The organism is Streptomyces sp. CB02366, assembly GCF_001905905.1.
GTDB lineage: Bacteria > Actinomycetota > Actinomycetes > Streptomycetales > Streptomycetaceae > Streptomyces.
In genome coordinates this window covers 150,216-168,714 of record NZ_LIVT01000001.1, presented here as the reverse complement: position 1 = coordinate 168,714, position 18,499 = coordinate 150,216, and the positions used below count along the sequence as shown (strand labels likewise).

Below are 18,499 nucleotides of genomic sequence, written 5' to 3'. Positions count from 1 at the left end.
CCACTTGTGGCCTTTCCTCGCGCCGTAACGAGGTCATGACCGTGTCAAGACGATTCGGCCGCGGTACCCCCGTGCGGTACGGGCGGCCCCCCGGCGGGACCGGGAGGAACGGAGTACGCCACTGGGCCGCGCGAGAGGCCCGGCACGGGGCCCGGGCAGGCCCCGGGATGCCGTCCGGGCAGGCCCCGAGGTGTCGTCCGCCCGGGCCCGGGCACGTCGTCCGGGCGGCGGGGAGCGCCCCGGGGGCGCCGGACGCGCCGGTTCCGGGGCGTCTGGCGGGGCGAGCGGGCCGCCGGACACCGCGGGGGCCGGTCGACGCCGCGGAGAACCACGCGGTCCGCTTCCGGCGGGCCACCGCGCCGACGGTGGCCGGATCCGGTGCCGAGGGACCGGCGCACCGGACGAGGAAGAGGTCTCCGGGCCCCTGCTCCGGCCCCGCCGGGCCCCCGGCCCCGGCCTCGTCCGGTTCCCGGCCCCGGCCCATCCACGCCCCGCCCCGGCGTCGTCCGGTTCCCGGCCCCGGCCCGGTGACCCGTTGCCGTACGCCCCCGTACGCTACGGCCCATGAGCGAAGAGGCCCCCGCGGGACGGGTGATCGACGGCCGCTTCACCCTGGGGGAGCGGCTCGGCAGTGGTGGCATGGGCATGGTCTGGCGGGCCCGTGACGAGGTGCTCCACCGCGACGTCGCGCTCAAGGAGGTGCGGCCCCCCGACCCGGCTCTCGCGGAGTACGACCCCGAGGGCGCCCGCACCCTGCGCGCCCGGGTGCTGCGCGAGGCCCGCGCCCTGGCCCGGGTCGACCACCCCAACGTGGTGACCGTCCATCACATCGTCGACCCCGGCGAGGACGGCTACCCGTGGATCGTGATGGAGCTGGTGGCCGGCTCCTCCCTGCACGACCGGCTCGCCGGCGGGCCCATGGAGCCCGCCGAGGTCGCCGAACTGGGGCGCGGCGTCCTCTCCGCCCTCCGCGCCGCCCACGCCTGCGGCATCCAGCACCGCGACGTCAAGCCCGCCAACGTCCTGCTCCGCCCCGACGGCCGCCCCGTCCTCACCGACTTCGGCATCGCCGCCATCCGCGAGGCGACCAGCCTCACCCTGACGGGCGCCCTCATCGGTTCACCCGACTACATAGCCCCCGAACGCATCCGGGGCTCCGAGGGCGACCCGGCCTCCGACCTCTGGTCGCTCGGCATGCTGCTGTACGTCGCCGTCGAGGGGCGCCACCCGCTGCGCCGGGCCTCCACCCTGGCCACGCTGGCCGCCGTGCTCGACGAGGAGATCCCGCCGCCGGTACGGGCCGGGGCCCTCGCCCCGGTGCTGACCGCCCTGCTCACCCGGGACGTCCCGGCCCGTCCGGACGCCGAAGCCCTCGACCGGCTGCTGGCCGAGGCCGCCCGGGGCGGCCTCGGCACCGCTCCGACGCCCACGGAGCCCGCGGGGGAGCGGCCCGCGTCCGCGCCCGCCGGGTCCGCGCACGGCGGTTCCGTGCCCAGCGCGCCCACCCCGCCGCCCCCGTCGCACTCTCCCGTGTCGCCCGTGTTCGGTCCCTCCGCGTCATCCGCGGCCGGTCCCTCCGCGCCGGAGCCCTCCGGGCCCGGCCGGGAGCTCCCGGGGCCCACCCGGGCCGGCGGGCCCGCCGGGTCGGACGGCCCGCAGGACCGCGTCGCGACGGGCCACGGCTCCCCGCCCGCCGCCACTTCGGCCCCCTTCTCCCCGCACCCTCCGCAGCAGCCTTCCGCCCACCCCTCCGCGGCCCCGCACGCTCCCGGCCGCCGCGCCGAGCGCCGGGCGTGGAGGATCAGCGCGGCCTCGTCCGTCGTCTCAGCCGTGGTGATCGCCGGTGCGATCCTCTGGACGGCCGACCCGTTCTCCTCCCGCGGCTCCGACGGCGACGACCGCCCCCGCGACCGGGCGAGCGCCCCGCGGACCTCCGCTCCCGCGCCGGCCCCGGCGGCCGGAAGCGCCGGGGACACCGGGAACGCCGAAGACACCGGTGTCCCCGAAGACACCGGTGTCGCCGGAGACCCCGGGGGTGAGGACGTGCCGGAGACCGCGGACCTGCTGACCCCCCGCGGGGCGCGGGCCGCGATCAAGGCGTTGGAGCCGCTCATGGGCGGGACGAAGGTCACCGACTTCACCCTCTACGAACACCACGCCTCCGCCCAGGCGCCGCTGAAGTCCAACGCCGCGCTGTACGACCGCTTCAGCTACCGCGACGGCCGGGCGAAGAACGACGACATGGGCGGCACCCTGATGTCCGGGTCCACGACGATCGACCTGGACTCCGTCGACTGGGACGCGCTGCCGGCCCTGCTGAGGACGGCGGAGAAGACGCTCAACGTCGACGAACCGGAGAGCCGTTACGTGATCGTGGACCCCTCCTCGCCCTTCCACGGCGACCGCCCGGTGCTGCGCGTGCACGTCTCCGACTCGCACGGCGGCGCCTTCCTCACCGCCGGACTGGACGGCCGGGTCATCGAGAAGAGCCCGCGCCCCCAGGGCTGAACGCCGGCCGGATCGGGTCCGGGAGCTGCGGCAGGTCCAGATCGAACGGGTTCCGCTCGATGACGTACGTGCAACTGGTGTACGTGTAGCCCGGCTGGACCTTCGTCCCGGAGGAGTAGCTGTCCACGCGGGCGGTCGCGCCCGTGCCGTGCTTGTAGAGGAAGTGGTAGTCCCCGGCGGGGAGCCGGAGGCGGGCCTTCGGGTAGTTCCGGCCGCTCGCCCGGCAGGCCCGCCGCGAGCCCTCGGAGGCGCTGTACCGCTCGCAGCCGGCGCACGTCGTGAGGCTGACGGTGCCGGTGACCGGGCCGGTGTAGAGCACCTCGACCGTGTTGGGCGCGTCGTTGCTGATGACCAGCTCCATCCGGGGCCCGCCGGGCCGCTTCGACGGCGGCAGCCGCTTGCCCGCGGCCGGCCGGTCCTCGGCTATCTCGGCGGCTATCGCGATGTTCCGCGCCTGCCGCGCCCGGCCGTCGCCCTTGTACGTCCGCGCGAAACCGGTCAGCGTGGTGCGGGCGGCGTCGAACTTCCCGTCCTCGAACTGGTCGACCCCGCACGCGTACACCCCGTCCACGACGCCCTTGTCGGCAGCGGCGCGCAGCTTCTTCACACCGTCGTCGGGAAGCTGGGACACGGTGGCGCCGAGGCCGCGCAGGACCTCGGTGGCCGCACACGGCTCGGCCCCCTTCACCGCCGCCGCCTGGGCCCTGATCCGCTCCTCGATCGCGGGCCCGACCTGCCGCGCGGAGGCGGAATCGGGGAACGTGCGCAACAGCTCGCCCAACTCCGCGCCACCGCCGCCCACTCCGCCCAGGCGCGACACCCCGCACCCGTACAGCGACTCGGCGAGCGGCTCGTCGGGCCAGGCGGCCAGGTCGCCCAGCAGCTTCCGGCCCACCGAGTCCGGCAGCGTCCGCAGATGGGTCAACGGTGCGACGGCCGCGCAGTGCTGCTTCTCCGTGTACGGGGTGGAGACCGCGTCGTAGTACGCCTTCAGCCGGTCCGGCACGAGCTTCGCGGCGCGGGAACCGGGGTGGTCCCGGGCGAGCGCGCGGTAGACGCCGAGCGCCCGTGCGTACTCGCCCTCCACCGAACCGTACGGCTGCCGGGCGGCCGCGGCGACCCGCTCGTCCCCGCCCGCCAGTCTCTCCAGCAGCATCTGCTCCCGCGCCTCGTCGCGGGCGGAGCCGTACACCGCCGCCCCGCCCGCCGGCACGGCCAGCAGCACCACCCCGAGGCCGACCGCCAGCACCGGCCGCCATGCCCCGCCCAGCGCCGAACGCCGGGCGATCCGGGCCCCGTCGGCGGCGGCGGCCACCAGCACCAGCAGATACCCGACGAGAACACCGCCGGGCACCCCGTCCGGATCGGCGGGCAGAGCCGCCCACGCCAACAGCCCCGACGCCGCCCAGCACACCGCTGCCCGCCCCCAGCGCCCCAGCAGGGCGTACCCGAGCCCGAGCCCGGTCAGGTTGAGCAGCGCCGCCCCGGCCGAGCGCAGGGCCGCCCCGGGCGGTGGCGGCCCGACGGACGGTGCGTGGGAGGGCGGAGGCGGCGGCACGGCCGCGTCGCCCCCGTACCCCGAAACCCCGTAACGATCACCGGACTCCATACGGTCCCCCCGCCGTCAAGCCGAAAAGTCACCGGGAATCTGCCCGGCGGCGCGGCGCCTCACGCGCGACGGGGTATGCGTCTTCCCCCGGCGGACCGCGGTGGACGAAGCGGCGGCCGGCCACGGCGCCGGCCCTTCCCGGGGAGCCGGACCGGCGTACGTCTCCGCTTACCCGCCCGGGAGGACGGAGGCCCGGCGGTCCGGCGCCGTCGCAGAGGGGAAGGGCCCCCGCGCCTTCCGCACGACCCCGGCCCTTTCACATGTTCTCCGCCTTCCCGACCGCCCTTTGTGGCACCGTGGATCGACTGGTGGCCCGGGCGCCCGGGCATCCGCTGAGGGGGACCTTGATGCGACTTCGTACCGCCGCGGCCTCGGTCGCACTCGTGCTGGGGGCCGCGACCGGCGCGTCGGCCTGTTCGTCCCCGCAGGCCGCCCCCGACCGACCGGCCGCGCCTGCCGCGGAAGCTCCCCCGAAGGGGCTGGAGGGGAAGATCGAGGCGGGCGAACGGGCGACGAGTGCGCCCGAGTTGAACGAACAGAGGGTGTCCGGACCCGCGAAGTGCGCCACGTCCGCCGCCGAGATCCCGGCGGACTGCGCCCTCGCCCTCACCTTCGCCGACGTCACCGAGGGGGAGCGGGCGGACGGGCCGCCGTCCCTGCCCTGACCGGTCCGGGGACGTCACGAGCAGCACGGAGAGGGGGCGGGCACACGGTCGTGTGCCCGCCCCCTCTCCGTGCGTACGGCCCCCGTCACCAGGGGAAACCGGCGGCGTACCAGGCGCATCGTGAAGCACACACGTCACAGAAGCCCCTTCCATCCGTCACAGCGATCTCTTAGTCTCACACTCTGTTCACATGTGATGAAGAATGGCCTCGACCTCGGGGTCAGGCGCGGGGGTAGTGGAGCATGCGTGGAAACCGGCGCTCGAAGTTGAGCGTTCTCGCCGGAGCGTCGGCACTCGCCCTCTCGGCGGCGACCGCGACCCCGGCGCTCGCCCGTGACGCCGCCCAGGCCCCCGTGGAGGTGTCGATGCCCGCGGGCATCGGCATCGTCGAAGGCGTCGCCACGGCGCCCGGCGCCGAACCGGGCGCGGACGCGCCCTCCCCGGCGGACGAGGACGAGACGGGAACGGCCCACAAGGCGGACGCGGTGGTGTCCGCCCGGGCCGCTCCGCCGTCGAACACCTGCCTCGGGGGTGTCGCCGCCTACGGTGCGAAGGGGTGCTTCCAGCACAACGGCGACATCGTCTGGGCCGGCGACACCGAGAAGGACGGCATGTCCGCGGCGGTCGGGGTCTACACCGACTACGGGCGCGCGGCAGAGGTCTGCGTCAACAGGCTCGGCATGAACACCTGGGCGACCTGCAACAAGGACTACCGCGAGAGCGGCAACGTACGCCTGCGCGTCCTGCGCTACGACGGCGACACCGGCAAGTTCTACCAGCCCGAGGCGTGGTCGGGCTGGCTTCCGGTCGACGGGAAGTTCTGAGCGACCGCCCCCGGGGGCGGGCCGGACCGTGCTCCCCTCGCCCGCACGGGTCGGCAGGGGCGGCGAACAGGAAAGGACCGGACCGGCTTCTGCCGGTCCGGTCCTTTCCTGTTCGCCGCCCCGCTCGGTGAGATCCCCGTGCGTGCCCCCGAGATCATTCGCCCCCGGCTTCCGCTGCCACCCGGTGACGCTCCTTGGTAAAGGGGCACCGGGGCTGCGGGCGTTCAACGCGAAGGGCGAGGGGGTGCCCCCGGCCCGGCCCGGGGTGGGCCTGTACGCCACCACGGACAAGGGACCACCGCCCCGCCCCCCGGATGCGGGACGGGGCGGTGGTGTGGTGTCACAGGGTGCGGCCCGCCTCCGGCTTCGAGGGCGGGGGCGGGGGAGTGGAACCCTGGCCGGCAGCCGCGGGGGGCTTCGGTCCGGAGAACGCATTCAGGTTGGCGACGGCGCTGGTGACGCTTTGACCTGCCCCTTGCGCCTGCACTACGAAAGAGAGTGTTTTTTGTATGTAGTAGCGGCTGTTCGGGCCGAATGCTGCACCAGCTTCCGGCCCCGGGGCGTCCGGGTTCGCTTCTTTCAGGGCCGCCCAGTGTTGGTACTCTTTCTCGGCGAGATCCGTGCACGCCTTGTCGTAACCCGGACTGTCCAGAGGGACATTGCAGAGCTCTATGATTTCCTCCTTCCGGAAGAACTCCCTGATCCCCTCGGAGCCTCTTTCTCCGAACGCGAGCTGGAGGGCCTCGGCGGATTTCGCGACGACTTTGCCGAGCGTTTGCTCGTCGCCGTAACGGGTGTTCATGTCCTCGATGAGACCCGCGCGGTCGTTCACGCCCGGCTGTTCCGGTGCTTTTCTCAAGTTGATGAGAGCCTGGATAGCTTGCACTAGGGGCCTCTTTCCGAAGGTCCGGCTGGATGTCTGTGTCCGGTACAACGCACGGAGTCGGCACAGAGGTTCAACCGGGGGGCCGGCGGAGCAGCGGGATCACCGGCCCAGGGAATCCGGCCCTGCCCGGGGCGCCGGCAGGCGCCAGGCGTCCGGGGGCGATGGCCGCACCCGTCCGGTCAGGAAGGGCCGTCGCACGTTCGGGTCAGACGCTCGCCGCGGACGAGGCGGCCGGCTGTGACACGGCCGCCGTGACGACGCCGCGCTCCTCCAGGGCCAGGCGCAGGCAGCGCAGGGCGTAGTAGGCGCGGGACTTGACCGTGCCGTGGGGGATGCCCAGGGCCTCGGCCGCCTCCTGGGTGGTCCTGCCGACGAAGTACGTCTCGTAGAGCACGTCGCGGTGTGGCTGGGACAGGGCCTTGAACGCCTCGCCGACCACGACCGATTGGAGGACGTTCTCGATCTCGTCCGCGTCCGCCGACATCTCCCGCAGCCAGTTGCTGCCGTCGATCTCGCACGGGCGGGCGAGGCGGCGGCGGTGGCCGTCGATGACCAGGTTGCGGGCCACCCTGAAGAGCCACGGCCGCAGCGTCGCCGCGTCCAGGCTCAGGTCCTGCTTGCTCCAGCAGCGCAGCAGCGTCTCCTGGATGACGTCCTCGGCCCGGTGGCGGTCGCCGCCCACCAGGCGCAGCACGTAGGTGTAGAGCGGTCCGGCCTGCTGCTCGTACAGGACGCGCAGAGTACGCCCCCCGGCGTCCCGTGACTCGCTCGACCCCATCAAAGACCATTGCATCGTGTACTCCCCGAGTCGGCACCGCTGTTCTCCGTGCCGGGAGCCTCACGGGGCGGTGTCCACGGGGCGTTGACGGTCGATTGACGGCTCGTACATCGGCCACGGCGGTGGTCACGGGGAAGCGTTCGGCGAGGGCGTCGGATCCGGCGAGGACGGTGCCGTCGGCGTCGGCGTCGGGGTCGCTGGAGGGGTGGTGGGGGGGAAGGACGGGGGCGGGGCGCCGATTCCCTCGTACTTCGCGAACATCGCCCGGATGGACACGACGTAGCCCGTGGTCCGGTTGACGGCGGGGATGCCGCCGGCCTGGCGTACGGCTTCCACGTTCGTGTTGTAGGCCGCGAGCGTCAGGTCCAGCACGGTGCCGATGGCCTGACCGCTGTCGACGAGGCCCTGGACTTCCCCGGCCAGCGCGCAGAGGTGGCGGCCCTGCGCCATGATCGAGTCGGCCGCGTCGAACGCGGAGACCTTGCCGTTGTCGTCGTCGTCCTCGCCGAACTGCGTGAACACCGCCGGGGCGAGCTGCGAGATCCCCTCCTCCCCCTCGGGACCGACCTTGTTCGGATCGAAGCCGGACTCGCGATCCAGCTGGGCGGCGACCACCACCGGGCCGATCGCCTCGCAGAGCGCGCCCGCCGCCTTGATGGACTCCAGCAGGTCGGCGGGCACCTGAGCGGGGTCGAGTTCGCCCTTCCCGTCCCCCTGGAGCACCTCCACGACCTTCTTGGCCTCGATGGCCGGTTCCGTGCCGCCGCCTCCGAACAGCTGGATGAGGACGATGAGCGGATACAGGAGCACGCCGAGCCCGCCGAGGATGATCACGACGACCACCGTGCCGAGGAGTACGGCCGGCGAGGCCAGGCAGCCGAGGCCGCCCACCGCGCCCATGGCGATCTTCGCGGAGTTGCCGGGGCCCTCGGAACTCATGAGCTGATCACGCTGTCTCCCTGTCGCTCGCGACCGCTGCGGCCGTCTGTTCGAAATGAGTCGTCGGAGCCTTGAACCGGTGCCGCGGGGCTCGCGTTGTGGCTGTCTGACGGAGCTCGACGGTCTCGAAGGATCAGAACGGGTTCTGGGCGGAACCAGTTCAAATGCGCAGGAATCAATCGCCGGAAGAGCCGGAAGAGAGGGTGGGGCACGCATGACTGTCCCTTCAGCGGAGCCCGCCGGTCCGCAGATGTGGGTGCGGGGGCCTACGCGGCAACAGCCCGCCGGGGAGCCGGTGGCTTCGCAGGCCGTGGCCACGGCCCCGCGGCCGGCCGCCGCGCGGGGGGCCACGAGCACCGCCGGTGGGAGCGGGCGGCCCCAACGGCCGCGCAGGGAGCAGCGGGGGGCGCTGTCCGCCGAAGGGCTCGGCTGGGTCGGCGCACACGGCGGGGCCGGTGCGAGCACCCTGGCCCGGGTGCTCGGCGGCACCGACCTCGGGTGTGCGTGGCCCGACCCGGCCCGGGGAGAACCCGCCCGGGTCATGCTGGTCGCCCGCACCCACGCGGACGGCATGCGGGCGGCGTCCCGGGCCCTCAACGCCCTTCGCGAAGGCCGGCACCCCGCCGGAATGGAACTGGTGGCGCTGGTGCTCGTCGCCGACGCACCCGGCCGCCTCCCTCTCGTACTCGCCAACCGGGTCCGGATCCTGAGGTCCGCCGTCCCGGTGCGGCGGCTCCCGTGGATCGCCGCCTGGCGGATGGGCAAGGAGACGAGAAGGCTTCCCAAACAGCTGTTCCGGCTGGGCGAGCTGGCCGGTACCCGTCCCGACGGGGCGGGGGAGCCCCGATGACCGCTCTCCACCCGGCGGCCGTCCTGGCCGCCGCCACCTTCTCGCCCGGTCCGGAGGCCGGCCAGCTCCTCGGCCTGCTCGCCTGGTGCGCCTCGGCCGCCGGAGTGGGCGGCGTCATCACGGTGGGCACGCTGATGGCGCTCCAGTTGCGCAGCGGCGAGGCCGGAAGGGGCGGCGAGCACTTCCGCGGCCTCTTCTTCGTCATGCTCGCCAGCGTCCTCGCCTCCACGGCCGGTCCCCTCGTGGCCGCCCTCGGGTCGCTCGCGCTCTGACCGGACGGCCGTCCGCCGAGGCCCCCGCGCATCCGCCCGACGCACCGGGCGCCCCCCTGGCCATTCCTTTCAGCCGACGCACCGGACGCCCGCTCGGCCACCCCCTTTCACCGCCACCGCACGGTGGCGCACGACTTCACAGGAGACAGTCATGAAATCGCAGATCCCCTCCCTCTTCCACGCCGCCGCGAAGGTGCCCACTCCGTCCCGCAGCGCTCCGGCGGCGCTCACCAGCAAGGTCGACGTGGTGCTCGGCATCGCCGCCTGGGCGGGCACCGCGGCAGGGGTGGCGGGTGTTCTGATCACCGGCACGATGATGGCCATCTCCATGAAGCGGGGCGAGAGTTCCGAGCACATGAGCCGTCTCGGCATGGTGCTGGGCGGCTGTGTGCTGGTGGCCACCGCGGGCCCGATCGTCACCTTCGTCTTCGCCTAGAACGGGAAGGGGGGCGGACATCATGTTCGGACGCAACCAGCGAGAGGCCGGGACGGACCAGCCGTTCTGGAACCAGCGGGGGTGGCTCTTCTCCGCGGCCTTCCTCGTCATCGCTCTCGTCGCTTCCGGGATCGCCTGGCTGTCGACGGACGACGACGCCGCAGCCGCCCGGCAGGGGAACCCCGTGAGCAGGGGACCGTTGTCCTCGGCCGCGCCGAAGGAGGGGCGGCCCGACGCGGGGGAGGACGGAGCCGCCGCCGCACGGCCCGGCGACTGCCTGACGGACGACAGCGACCAGTCTCCTCCGTCCGTGTCGCCCCGGGACCTGCGGTGGCGGGCGCTGGGCCTGACCAAGGTTCCCGTGTCGCCCTCGGCGGGCCCGGTGCGCACCAGCGGCGCGGTGATGTGGTGCTTCGCCCGCACCCCCCTGGGCGCGGTGCTGGCCGCCCACGTGATTCCCGCCCGGATGAGCGGCGAGGACTGGCAGACGGTCACCGATCAGCAGGTGGTCGCCGGACGGGGGCGGGACCTGTTCGTCGCGCAGCGGAGCACCGTCCCCCCGTCGGCCGCCAACGGACGCGCGGCCGGCTCGTACGCCGGGTTCGCCCTGAGTTCGTACTCCGAGGAGAGCGCCGTCGTGCAACTCCTCATCAAGAACGGTTCGGGCGGTTACGGGACGACCTTCGTCACCGTGACCTGGGACGGCGGTGACTGGAAGGTGCGGGCCAACTCCAACGGGACGCTGTACTCCTCGTTGACGACCGTGGCGGGCAACAACGGATTCACCATGTGGGGGGTGTGACGTGGCCTGCCCCACGGGCGACCCGCTGATCGACGCGATCAGCGGCTTCTTCGACTTCCTGGACGACCCGATCGGCACCATCGTGTCGGGCATCGCCCATGCCATTCTCGCCGCCGCCGTCTCGGCCTTCGGTGAGCTGACCATGTCCATCCCCACGCTGTCCACGACCTCCACCACCCCTCAGCAGGTCAACGGCCAGACGCAATGGGTGGTGGTCTACCTCGCGGTCGGATCGCTGCTCTTCGCCGCGATCCGGATGGCCTTCGAACGCCGGGGGGAGGCCGGGACGACCGCGCTCAAGGGCCTGCTGCGGGTGATACTCGTGGCCGGAGCGGCGACCACCGTGGTGACGGCGATGGCGAAACTCTCCGACCGGTACGCCGACCACCTCTTCACGCAGGCGGCGAGCGAGACGCTCCAGGACAACATCGGCTGCCAGAACTCCGACGGCATCGAGGCGTTCCTGCTGCTCATCCTCGCCTTCCTGCTGCTGATCGCCGCCATCCTGCACACGATCCTGCTCTACATCCGCCTCGGCGTGATGCTCGTGCTGCTGGGCACGCTCCCGCTGGCCGCCGCGGCCTCCATGACGGACTGGGGCAACGGCTGGTGGCGCAAGCACATCGGCTGGATGATCGCCTGGCTGCTGTACAAACCCGCGGCGGCACTGGTCATGTACGCGGGCGCCGCCATGATCTCGAACGACCAGCAGAACGGCGTCCAGGAACGCATCGCCGGTATCGGCGTGATGCTCCTCTCCGCGGTCGCGCTGCCCGCCCTGCTGAAGCTCATCGTGCCCGCGACCGCGGGGCTCGGCGGCGGCAACGGCGTCGGGGACGGCGTGACGGCCGCGGGCGGCGCGGTCGCCTCCGGAGCGAAGTCCGTCGCCTCGGGGAGCGGCGGCAGCGGGGGCGGATCGGCGGGGAAGGCCGGGCCTTCGGGAGCACCGGCCGCCTCCGGCGGAGCCGGTGCGGCCGGGAGCGAGGGCGGGGCGGGGGCCCCCGGCGGGCAGAGCGCCGCAGGCGACTCCGGCTCGGCGGGCCGGCCGCCCGCGGGGGGCCCGCCCGGCGGTACGGGCGCGGCCGGCGCAGGGACGGGTTCGACCGGTGCCGGGGCGGGTTCGACCGGTGCCGGGGCGGGTGCGACCGGTGCCGGGACGGCGGGTGGCACGGGTGCGGCCGCCGCCGCGGGTCCGGCGGGACTCGCTCTGAGCGCCGCGATGTCCGCGGCGCAAGGCGTGGGGCGGATCGCCAGCGGCGCCCTGGACGGCGCCGACGGGGACGCGGGCCACAACCGCTAGGGCCGGTCGTCGGACCGGGCGGGCGGGCCCGGTCCGGCACCCCGCCGGCGAACGCCGCCCCTGACCCCTGACACCTGACGCGGCCTCGGGCATCGACCCGGCCGGGCTACTGAGAAAGGAAGCAGAACCATGGCTACGGAAGCCGTTACGCATCCCACCTACGGGAATTGGCGCCGCCCCCGGCGGCCGGGCCTCGGCCCACTCGGCCTGGTCGGTACGGTCGGCGTCTTCGGCGGACTCGTCGTGGTGCTGCTCTCGTCGCTGATCTCGCTGTTCGCCGCCGTGGTGGTGCTCGTCCCGCTGGTCCTCGTCCTCACACCGCTGGCTCTGCGCACCCAGGACGGCCGCAACCTCTACCAGTTGCTCACCCTGCGCATCGGCTGGCTCCGCCGCAAGTCCAAGGGCGCGCACATCTACGTGTCCGGACCGCTGTCGCAGCGCCCGGGCGGCCGGTTCAGGCCGCCCGGGCTGCTGAACCGGGTAAGCGCCAGTGAGGGCCGGGACGCCTACGACCGCCCCTTCGGGGTGCTGCACCACCGCTCGCGCAATCTCTACTCCATCGTGCTCGGCTGCGAGCCGGACGGGGGCTCCCTGGTCGACCCGGACCAGATCGACGTGTGGGTGGCCATGTGGGGCGAGTGGCTGGCCAGGCTCTCGCACGAGCCGGGGCTGCGAGGCGCCTCGGTCATCGTGGAGACCGCCCCCGACCCGGGTACCCGGCTGGCCGCCGAGGTGCTGCCCCGCATCGCCGAGGACGCGCCGCCGGCCGCGCGTGCGGTGATGGAGGAGGTCGTGCGGCGCTACCCGTCCGCCTCGTCCGAGATGCACACCTACATCACCCTCACCTACGGCGTCCCCCCGGGACAGAAGCGCAAGCACGAGGACGTCGTCAACGACCTCGCCATCCGCCTCCCCGGCCTGCTCAGCGGACTCGTCGGGGCGGGCGGAGGCGCGGCGTACGCGCTCTCCGCCGAGCGGATCGCCGAGGTCGTACGGGTCGCCTACGACCCCGCCGTCGCGGCCGACGTGCTCAGCGCCCGCGCTGAGCACGGCGGTACGGGACTGGAGTGGGACGACGCCGGTCCGTCCGCCTGCGTCGAGTCGGTCAAGTCCTATCAGCACGACTCCGGTTACTCGCGCAGCTGGCTCCTCACCCTCGCCCCGCGCGGCACGGTGCGCTCGGGCGTGCTGCGCAACATGCTGGAGGCGGCGCCGGGAACCCGGCGCAAGCGGGTCGCGCTGCTGTACCGCCCCATCGATCCGGCGACCTCCGCGCGGATCGTCGAGGCGGACCGCCGCAGCGCCCAGTTCATGGCCACGTCCGGACGCGGGATGGTGCAGGCGCGAGCCGCGTCCGAGGTGCGGGCGGCCGAGCAGACGGCCGCGGAGGAGGCGTCCGGCGCGGGCCTGGTGGAGTTCTCGCTGATGTTCACCGCCACCGTCGACTCACCCGACCAGCTGGAGGAAGCCGACGTCACCGTACGCAACCTCCTGGCGTCGTCCCGCATCTCCATGCGCCCCGCCGACCGGATGCAGGCAGCCGCGTTCAGCTGCACCCTGCCCGTCGGCATCCTCCCGTGGGAGCAGACGTTGATCCCGCACGAGCTGCAGGAGGCACTGTGAGCGGCATCCCCACCTCGGTACGCGTCCTCGACCTGGGGGCCGACTGGCCGGCCGGGTCGTCGGGCGACGACACCGCGCTCAGCCGGATCTCGTTCGCGGACGCGGACGCCGCCGGGCCGGACGAGACCGTGCCCCGGGGCGGCGGCAGCGGCGACGGAACGGCCGCCGCACCCTCCGCGAGGGCCGCGAAGTCCGGGAAGAACCCGGGGAAGGGCTCCGGGAAGGGGAAGGCCGGGGGCCGGGGCGGCTCCGCCCGTCCCGCCCGCGAGCCGTACATACCCTCCCGGGGGTGGCCCGGCCCCGGCGGCGGAAGGGTCGGTTACCTGGACCCGCCCACCATGTGGCGCGCCACCAGCGTGCAGGCGTGCGGCCTCTGGCCGTTCGCCGCCGGTTCCGGGGCGCCCATGAGCGGGGTGCCCCTCGGGCAGCACATGTTCACCGGGGCGACCGTGTGCGGGGACCCGCTGTCCTGGTTCACCCGCGCCCGGTACATCTCCAACCCCTCGCTGTTCATGCTCGGGATGCCGGGCCTGGGGAAGTCGACGCTGATCAACCGGATGCTCATCGGGCTGGCCGCGACAGGCGTCGTTCCGCTGGTGCTGGGCGACCTCAAGCCGGACTACGCCGACACGGTGCGGGCCCTCGGCGGCCAGGTGATCTCCATCGGGCGGGGCGTCGGCGGCATCAACGTCCTGGACCCGGGCGCGATGGGCGCCGCCGCCGACCGCATCGGCGGGGAGGCGGGGCAGGCCCTCGCCGCCGAGACCCATGGCCGGGTCCTCAACATGGTGGCCGCGCTGATCACGATCGTGCGCGGCCGGCCCATGGACGACCACGAGCAGTCGGTGCTCTCCGTATGCCTGCACCACCTGCGGGAACGCACGCCGCGGGGCCACACCCTGCTCCTGCCGGAGCTGCTCAAGGTGCTCGACGAGGGGCCCGCCCGGGTGCGCGCGGTCACGCTGGACCGGGGGGACGACTCCCGGTACCGCGACGCGGTCGATCCCCTGCACCGCTCGCTGCTCGGCATTCTGGACGGGCCGCTGGGCGACACCTTCGCCTCGGAGACCTCCACCCACATCAACCCGGACGCCACCGCGGTGTGCATCGACATCTCCCGCATCGGCGAGGCCGACACCCAGCTGACGGCGGCGGCGATGCTCGCCGCCTGGTCGGACGGGCTCGGCACGGTCGCCGCTTCCCACGCCCTCGCCGACGCGGGGCTCGCCCCGCGGCGCTGGTTCTTCACCGTCCTGGACGAGCTGTGGCGTCCGCTGCGCGCGGCGTCCGGGATCGTCGACCGTATCGACGCGCTGACCCGGCTCAACCGCTCACTCGGCCTGGGCGACGCCAAGATCACCCACACCCTCAAGGACGCCGAGGCGCTGGGTACCGACTCCGACCGGGCCAAGGCCCGTGGTTTCGTCGAACGCGCGGGCATGGTCGTCGTGGCCGGACTGCCGCGAGCGGAGATGGAGGACCTCGGCAGGGTGGTCGGCCTCTCCCGGCGGGAGATCGAGCTGGTCTCCTCCTGGTCCTCGCCGCCCGGCTGGGCGAGCACCGGAGCCGATGAGGAACCACCGGGCCGAGGCCGGTTCCTGATCAAGGTGGGCGGACGCCCCGGCATCCCCATCAAGGTGGCGATCACCGACACCGAGCGGGGACTGCACGACACCAACACCCGCTGGGCCTCGAACGGTTACGCCGAGGCACGGGCCGCCGAGCGGGCCGCGGCGCAAGCCGCGGTCCTCGCCGAAGGCCCCGGCCGCGCCCTCGCGGAACTCGGCCCCGCCGTCGACCTGTCGCGTCCGGTGCCCGATCTGTCCGCTCCGGCCCCGGGCCGGCCCGCATGAGCGGGCGCCCCGGCGGCCGGCCGGGAAGCGAGTTCGCCCCCTGGGCGATCGTGGGCGTCGCGGGTATGGCCCTGGTCCTCTTCGGGGTGGCCTGGCTGGGCGGCACCCTGGGCGCCGCGGTGACGGGAGCGGGCTGGCATCCGCCGCCCTTCGTCCTGTCGACGTTCGGCGCACTCGTCACCGAGGGCCCGGGCCGGCTCTGGCCGGGCGCTTCGCCGTACGCGGTCTACGCGGGCGTCGTCGCCCTTCTCCTGGTGCTCGCCGCGCTGACCGTGCCGGTCGTCCGGCTCGTCCTGCGGGGACGCGGCGCGGGTGCGCACTCCGCCGGCCTCGCCGGCCGGAAGGAACTCGCCTCGATGTGCCCCAAGGGCATCGCGGCGCGCGCCCGCGAACTGCGCCCGACCCTCAAGGGGATGAAGGAGCTCCACCCCGACGAGACCGGCAACCTCCTCGGCGACCTGGAACCCTCCGGACCCGAACTGCGCTCCTCCTACGAGGACGTGGAGCTGGACCTGATGGCCCCGCGCGCCGGGAAATCCACCGGGATCGCCATCCCCCGGGTGCTGCGCGCCCGTGGGGCCGTGCTCCTCACCTCGAACAAGTCGGACGTGTACGCCGTCACCCGGGCCGAGCGCGAGAAGACCGGCACCGTCTGGACGTTCGACCCGCAGGGCATCGCCCACACTCCGCGCGAGATGTGGTGGGACATGCTCGCCGAATGCGTCACCATCGAGGGATCACGCCGGCTGGCGGGTCACTTCGTGGCCTCGGTCAACGACGACGCCTCGCAGAAGGACTTCTGGATCTCGGCGGCCCAGAACACGCTGACCGCCCTGTTCCTGGCGGCGGCACGCGGCCGGGCGCCGGTGACCGATCTGCTCGGCTGGCTCGCCGACCCCGCCGACCGCACACCGGTCGACCTGTTGCGGGAGGCCGGGCTCGCCGCCATGGCCGAGCAGTTGCAGGGCACGGTGCGCGGCGCGGTGGAGACCCGGGACGGAATCTACGAGACGGCCCGGCAGTGCGTCTCCTGCCTTCTGGACCCGGGCATCCTGGCGTGGGTGACGCGCGACCCCGACGTGCGGCAGTTCCGGCCGGAAGAGCACGTGCTGGGGCGCGACACGCTCTATCTGCTGTCCAAGGACGGGGGCGGTTCGGCGGCGGGAGTGATCGCCGGTCTCGCCGACGCCACCATGCGGGCGGGGGTCGTCGCCGCCGAGCGGATGGGAGGCCGGCTGGACCCGCCGATGACGGCGGTGCTCGACGAGGCGGCGAACGTCTGCCGCATCGCCGACCTCCCCGACCTGTACAGCCACTTCGGTTCGCGGGGGATCAACGTCGTGACCCTGTTGCAGAGTTACCGCCAGGGCGCCCGCGTGTGGGGTGACGCCGGCATGGACGCGCTGTGGAGCGCGGCCACGGTGAAACTGCTCGGTGCGGGGCTGGACGACGCGGATTTCGTGGAGAAGATCTCCAAGCTGGTGGGCCAGCACGACGTGAGCACGGTCAGCGTCTCCAGGAGCAGGGACGGCTCGTCCCGTTCCACCTCCTACCGCCAGGAGCAGGTGCTGCCCCCCGACCGCATCCGGGCGCTGCCGAAGGGCACGGCACTCCTGCTCGCGACCGGCGTGAGACCGGCCCTGATCCGGCTCCGCCCCTGGTACAAGGAGCCGGACGCCGGTCACATCTCGGCAGCGGCGAAGGCGGAGGTGGCGGCCATCACGGACCGGGCCGCCCGCTCCTGGTCGAAGCCGGACCTGACGAAGGCGGAAAGCGGGCTGGAGACGGCCTGAGAGGGGCGTGGCCGGACGGGCACGCGCACGTGCGGATGGGCGGGAGGCCCCGGAGGGTGTGCCCGCCCGTCCGCATGCTCACCGGCCACGGTGCGTGGCCTGGACGCTCGGCGCCGTTACGGAGGGCGAGCCCGCGGCCGCGGTATGGGTCGGCGTATTAAGGAGGCTTTCCGGCTTGAGCCCGGGGAGGGGGAGGGCGGCCACGGTACTGCTCGATGGACGGCCCCGGCCCGCATTGCTCTCGACGGTGGGTTCGAGGTTGTCGAGGTCGTCGTGTGCGTCGTGGTAGATCTCGTTCTCGACGGTGGTTTCGAGGTCGTCGTGTGCGTCGTGGTAGACCTCGTTCTCGATGGTGGGTTCGAGGTTGTCGAGGTCGTCGCGCGCATCGTGGTAGACCTCGTCCTCGACGGATTCCTCGATCGAGGTTTCCTGACGCGGTGTGTCCTGCGCGTGGTGCAACACCAGGAACTGGAGCTCGGTCTCGTCCTCTGCCTCGACCCCGGCGACGGAACTCGCCCCCTGGCCCTGAGCCGGCAGACCCAGCGCGGCCGCCTGTGCGATCGCCCCCTGCGCGCTCGTGACCCGTTGCGCTTCGTCGAAGAGCTGCTTGGTCCTGGGCAGTCGGCCGTCATGGAACATCTCGACCAGCTCGGGGTGGTCGCCCAGGATCTTCTCGACGGCCTCCGCCACGCTCCGCGCGGTGTCCTGGCGCCCGTCCCTGGAAGGCTGGTCGAAGCGATCCTGGGCAGGGGCGGGGGACTGCTGGAGCCCCGGCTGCTGCTGAACCGGTGCCGGCTGCTGCGCGGGCTGCTGCCCCGGAGGCGTGAGTCTCTCCAGGAGTTTCTGGATGAGGTAGGCGATCAGCTTCTCGGTATCGGTGGACGTCGAGGCGTCCCGCCTACCGGGGGCGGTGGCTTCCTGCCCCTGCCCCCGTCCCTGCTCCTGCCCCTGGCCGAGTGGCCCGGGCCTGACCGGTTCGCGTGACTCCTGACGGCTCCGGCGCTTCTGGCGCTCCAGGACCTCCTGGAGGTCCAGCAGGTCCTGGAGGAGTGCGGCTATCGCTGTCTTCGCGGGGTCGGGCGCTTCGGCCCCCTGCTTCTCGGGCGGCATGACCGTGTCCCTTTCTGTCGGGTCGGCTGGAGGCGAAGGCGTGTCCGCCGTCGCCGGGGCGGTGACGACAGCCGTGTGACAACCGGCACGCGTCCCTCCGTCCGGGGCCGTGCGCCGGGTGTGCCCTCACACGACGGGCACCGGGATGTTCCGGTTCAACGGCCCCGACCGGCCCGGCAGGGGGACCGGCTGAACCGTCCGCGCACTCCGTCCGTAGTGCCGGTATCGAAGCCCGATCCGCTTATCGACCC

16 protein-coding genes are annotated in these 18,499 nt (G+C 73.4%); 11 read left to right on the top strand and 5 right to left on the bottom strand.

Going from position 1 to position 18,499, the window contains the following annotated elements; genetic code table 11:
- The first annotated feature begins 564 nt into the window (after positions 1-564).
- The gene (locus tag AMK24_RS00680; protein ID WP_073763846.1) at positions 565-2,508 is read left to right on the top strand and encodes a serine/threonine-protein kinase; all 1,944 of its coding nucleotides are present in this window, start codon (positions 565-567) and stop codon (positions 2,506-2,508) included.
- Here the strand turns inward: AMK24_RS00680 and AMK24_RS00675 are convergent.
- Positions 2,477-4,117 carry a hypothetical protein gene (locus AMK24_RS00675; RefSeq protein ID WP_242434874.1) on the bottom strand — a complete coding sequence of 547 codons (1,641 nt, stop codon included), beginning with the start codon at positions 4,115-4,117 and terminating at the stop codon, positions 2,477-2,479. The genes AMK24_RS00680 and AMK24_RS00675 overlap by 32 nt on opposite strands.
- Positions 4,118-4,464: 347 nt before the next feature.
- On the opposite strand from AMK24_RS00675, the gene AMK24_RS00670 reads away from it, so the two are divergent.
- Together AMK24_RS00670 and AMK24_RS00665 are read left to right on the top strand one after the other, a co-directional pair.
- Positions 4,465-4,782 (top strand): hypothetical protein, encoded by a 318-nt coding sequence (locus AMK24_RS00670; RefSeq protein WP_073763844.1) that lies wholly within the window; start codon positions 4,465-4,467, stop codon positions 4,780-4,782.
- A 242-nt stretch (positions 4,783-5,024) separates the two neighbouring features.
- Positions 5,025-5,606 carry a hypothetical protein gene (locus AMK24_RS00665; protein WP_073763842.1) on the top strand — a complete coding sequence of 194 codons (582 nt, stop codon included), beginning with the start codon at positions 5,025-5,027 and terminating at the stop codon, positions 5,604-5,606.
- Between the two features lie 340 nt (positions 5,607-5,946).
- Here AMK24_RS00665 and AMK24_RS00660 read toward each other — a convergent pair whose 3' ends face one another.
- From AMK24_RS00660 to AMK24_RS00650, 3 genes are all read right to left on the bottom strand, one after another.
- Positions 5,947-6,492 carry a hypothetical protein gene (locus AMK24_RS00660; RefSeq protein WP_143203682.1) on the bottom strand — a complete coding sequence of 182 codons (546 nt, stop codon included), beginning with the start codon at positions 6,490-6,492 and terminating at the stop codon, positions 5,947-5,949.
- A 205-nt stretch (positions 6,493-6,697) separates the two neighbouring features.
- On the bottom strand, positions 6,698-7,285 hold the full coding sequence (locus AMK24_RS00655) for a sigma-70 family RNA polymerase sigma factor (RefSeq protein ID WP_073763838.1): 588 nt from the start codon (positions 7,283-7,285) through the stop codon (positions 6,698-6,700).
- 111 nt (positions 7,286-7,396) lie between these two features.
- On the bottom strand, positions 7,397-8,209 hold the full coding sequence (locus AMK24_RS00650; RefSeq protein WP_073763836.1) for a lytic transglycosylase domain-containing protein: 813 nt from the start codon (positions 8,207-8,209) through the stop codon (positions 7,397-7,399).
- A 295-nt stretch (positions 8,210-8,504) separates the two neighbouring features.
- On the opposite strand from AMK24_RS00650, the gene AMK24_RS00645 reads away from it, so the two are divergent.
- The 8 genes from AMK24_RS00645 (at position 8,505) to AMK24_RS00610 (ending at position 17,138) form a co-directional block, all read left to right on the top strand.
- Positions 8,505-9,059, top strand: coding sequence for a DUF6668 family protein (locus AMK24_RS00645; protein ID WP_199876341.1), 555 nt, complete (start codon positions 8,505-8,507; stop codon positions 9,057-9,059).
- Positions 9,056-9,331, top strand: coding sequence for a hypothetical protein (locus AMK24_RS00640; RefSeq protein WP_073763833.1), 276 nt, complete (start codon positions 9,056-9,058; stop codon positions 9,329-9,331). The genes AMK24_RS00645 and AMK24_RS00640 overlap by 4 nt, the downstream gene beginning before the upstream one ends.
- Before the next feature lie 151 nt (positions 9,332-9,482).
- Positions 9,483-9,767 (top strand): hypothetical protein, encoded by a 285-nt coding sequence (locus AMK24_RS00635; protein WP_073763830.1) that lies wholly within the window; start codon positions 9,483-9,485, stop codon positions 9,765-9,767.
- Between the two features lie 22 nt (positions 9,768-9,789).
- Complete coding sequence (locus AMK24_RS00630; protein WP_073763827.1) at positions 9,790-10,569, top strand: hypothetical protein; 780 nt, start codon at positions 9,790-9,792, stop codon at positions 10,567-10,569.
- Position 10,570: 1 nt separating this feature from the next.
- On the top strand, positions 10,571-11,869 hold the full coding sequence (locus AMK24_RS00625; RefSeq protein WP_073763825.1) for a hypothetical protein: 1,299 nt from the start codon (positions 10,571-10,573) through the stop codon (positions 11,867-11,869).
- 129 nt (positions 11,870-11,998) lie between these two features.
- The gene (locus AMK24_RS00620) at positions 11,999-13,492 is read left to right on the top strand and encodes an SCO6880 family protein (RefSeq protein ID WP_073763823.1); all 1,494 of its coding nucleotides are present in this window, start codon (positions 11,999-12,001) and stop codon (positions 13,490-13,492) included.
- A gap of 275 nt (positions 13,493-13,767) precedes the next feature.
- The gene (locus AMK24_RS00615) at positions 13,768-15,345 is read left to right on the top strand and encodes an ATP/GTP-binding protein (protein ID WP_242434922.1); all 1,578 of its coding nucleotides are present in this window, start codon (positions 13,768-13,770) and stop codon (positions 15,343-15,345) included.
- Positions 15,342-17,138, top strand: a complete 1,797-nt coding sequence (locus AMK24_RS00610; protein ID WP_073763821.1) for a type IV secretory system conjugative DNA transfer family protein — start codon at positions 15,342-15,344, stop codon at positions 17,136-17,138. The genes AMK24_RS00615 and AMK24_RS00610 overlap by 4 nt, the downstream gene beginning before the upstream one ends.
- Before the next feature lie 78 nt (positions 17,139-17,216).
- Here AMK24_RS00610 and AMK24_RS00605 read toward each other — a convergent pair whose 3' ends face one another.
- Positions 17,217-18,248: a hypothetical protein gene (locus tag AMK24_RS00605; protein ID WP_073763819.1), complete on the bottom strand. Its 1,032-nt coding sequence runs from the start codon at positions 18,246-18,248 to the stop codon at positions 17,217-17,219.
- Positions 18,249-18,499 lie beyond the last annotated feature (251 nt).

What these genes read in the sequence shown, in the direction of transcription:
- AMK24_RS00680 (WP_073763846.1), top strand. Translation starts at nt 565, where the DNA reads ATGAGCGAAGAGGCCCCCGCGGGACGGGTGATCGACGGCCGCTTCACC.
- AMK24_RS00675 (WP_242434874.1), bottom strand. Translation starts at nt 4,117, where the DNA reads ATGGAGTCCGGTGATCGTTACGGGGTTTCGGGGTACGGGGGCGACGCG.
- AMK24_RS00670 (WP_073763844.1), top strand. Translation starts at nt 4,465, where the DNA reads ATGCGACTTCGTACCGCCGCGGCCTCGGTCGCACTCGTGCTGGGGGCC.
- AMK24_RS00665 (WP_073763842.1), top strand. Translation starts at nt 5,025, where the DNA reads ATGCGTGGAAACCGGCGCTCGAAGTTGAGCGTTCTCGCCGGAGCGTCG.
- AMK24_RS00655 (WP_073763838.1), bottom strand. Translation starts at nt 7,285, where the DNA reads ATGCAATGGTCTTTGATGGGGTCGAGCGAGTCACGGGACGCCGGGGGG.
- AMK24_RS00650 (WP_073763836.1), bottom strand. Translation starts at nt 8,209, where the DNA reads ATGAGTTCCGAGGGCCCCGGCAACTCCGCGAAGATCGCCATGGGCGCG.
- AMK24_RS00640 (WP_073763833.1), top strand. Translation starts at nt 9,056, where the DNA reads ATGACCGCTCTCCACCCGGCGGCCGTCCTGGCCGCCGCCACCTTCTCG.
- AMK24_RS00635 (WP_073763830.1), top strand. Translation starts at nt 9,483, where the DNA reads ATGAAATCGCAGATCCCCTCCCTCTTCCACGCCGCCGCGAAGGTGCCC.
- AMK24_RS00630 (WP_073763827.1), top strand. Translation starts at nt 9,790, where the DNA reads ATGTTCGGACGCAACCAGCGAGAGGCCGGGACGGACCAGCCGTTCTGG.
- AMK24_RS00620 (WP_073763823.1), top strand. Translation starts at nt 11,999, where the DNA reads ATGGCTACGGAAGCCGTTACGCATCCCACCTACGGGAATTGGCGCCGC.
- AMK24_RS00610 (WP_073763821.1), top strand. Translation starts at nt 15,342, where the DNA reads ATGAGCGGGCGCCCCGGCGGCCGGCCGGGAAGCGAGTTCGCCCCCTGG.
- AMK24_RS00605 (WP_073763819.1), bottom strand. Translation starts at nt 18,248, where the DNA reads ATGCCGCCCGAGAAGCAGGGGGCCGAAGCGCCCGACCCCGCGAAGACA.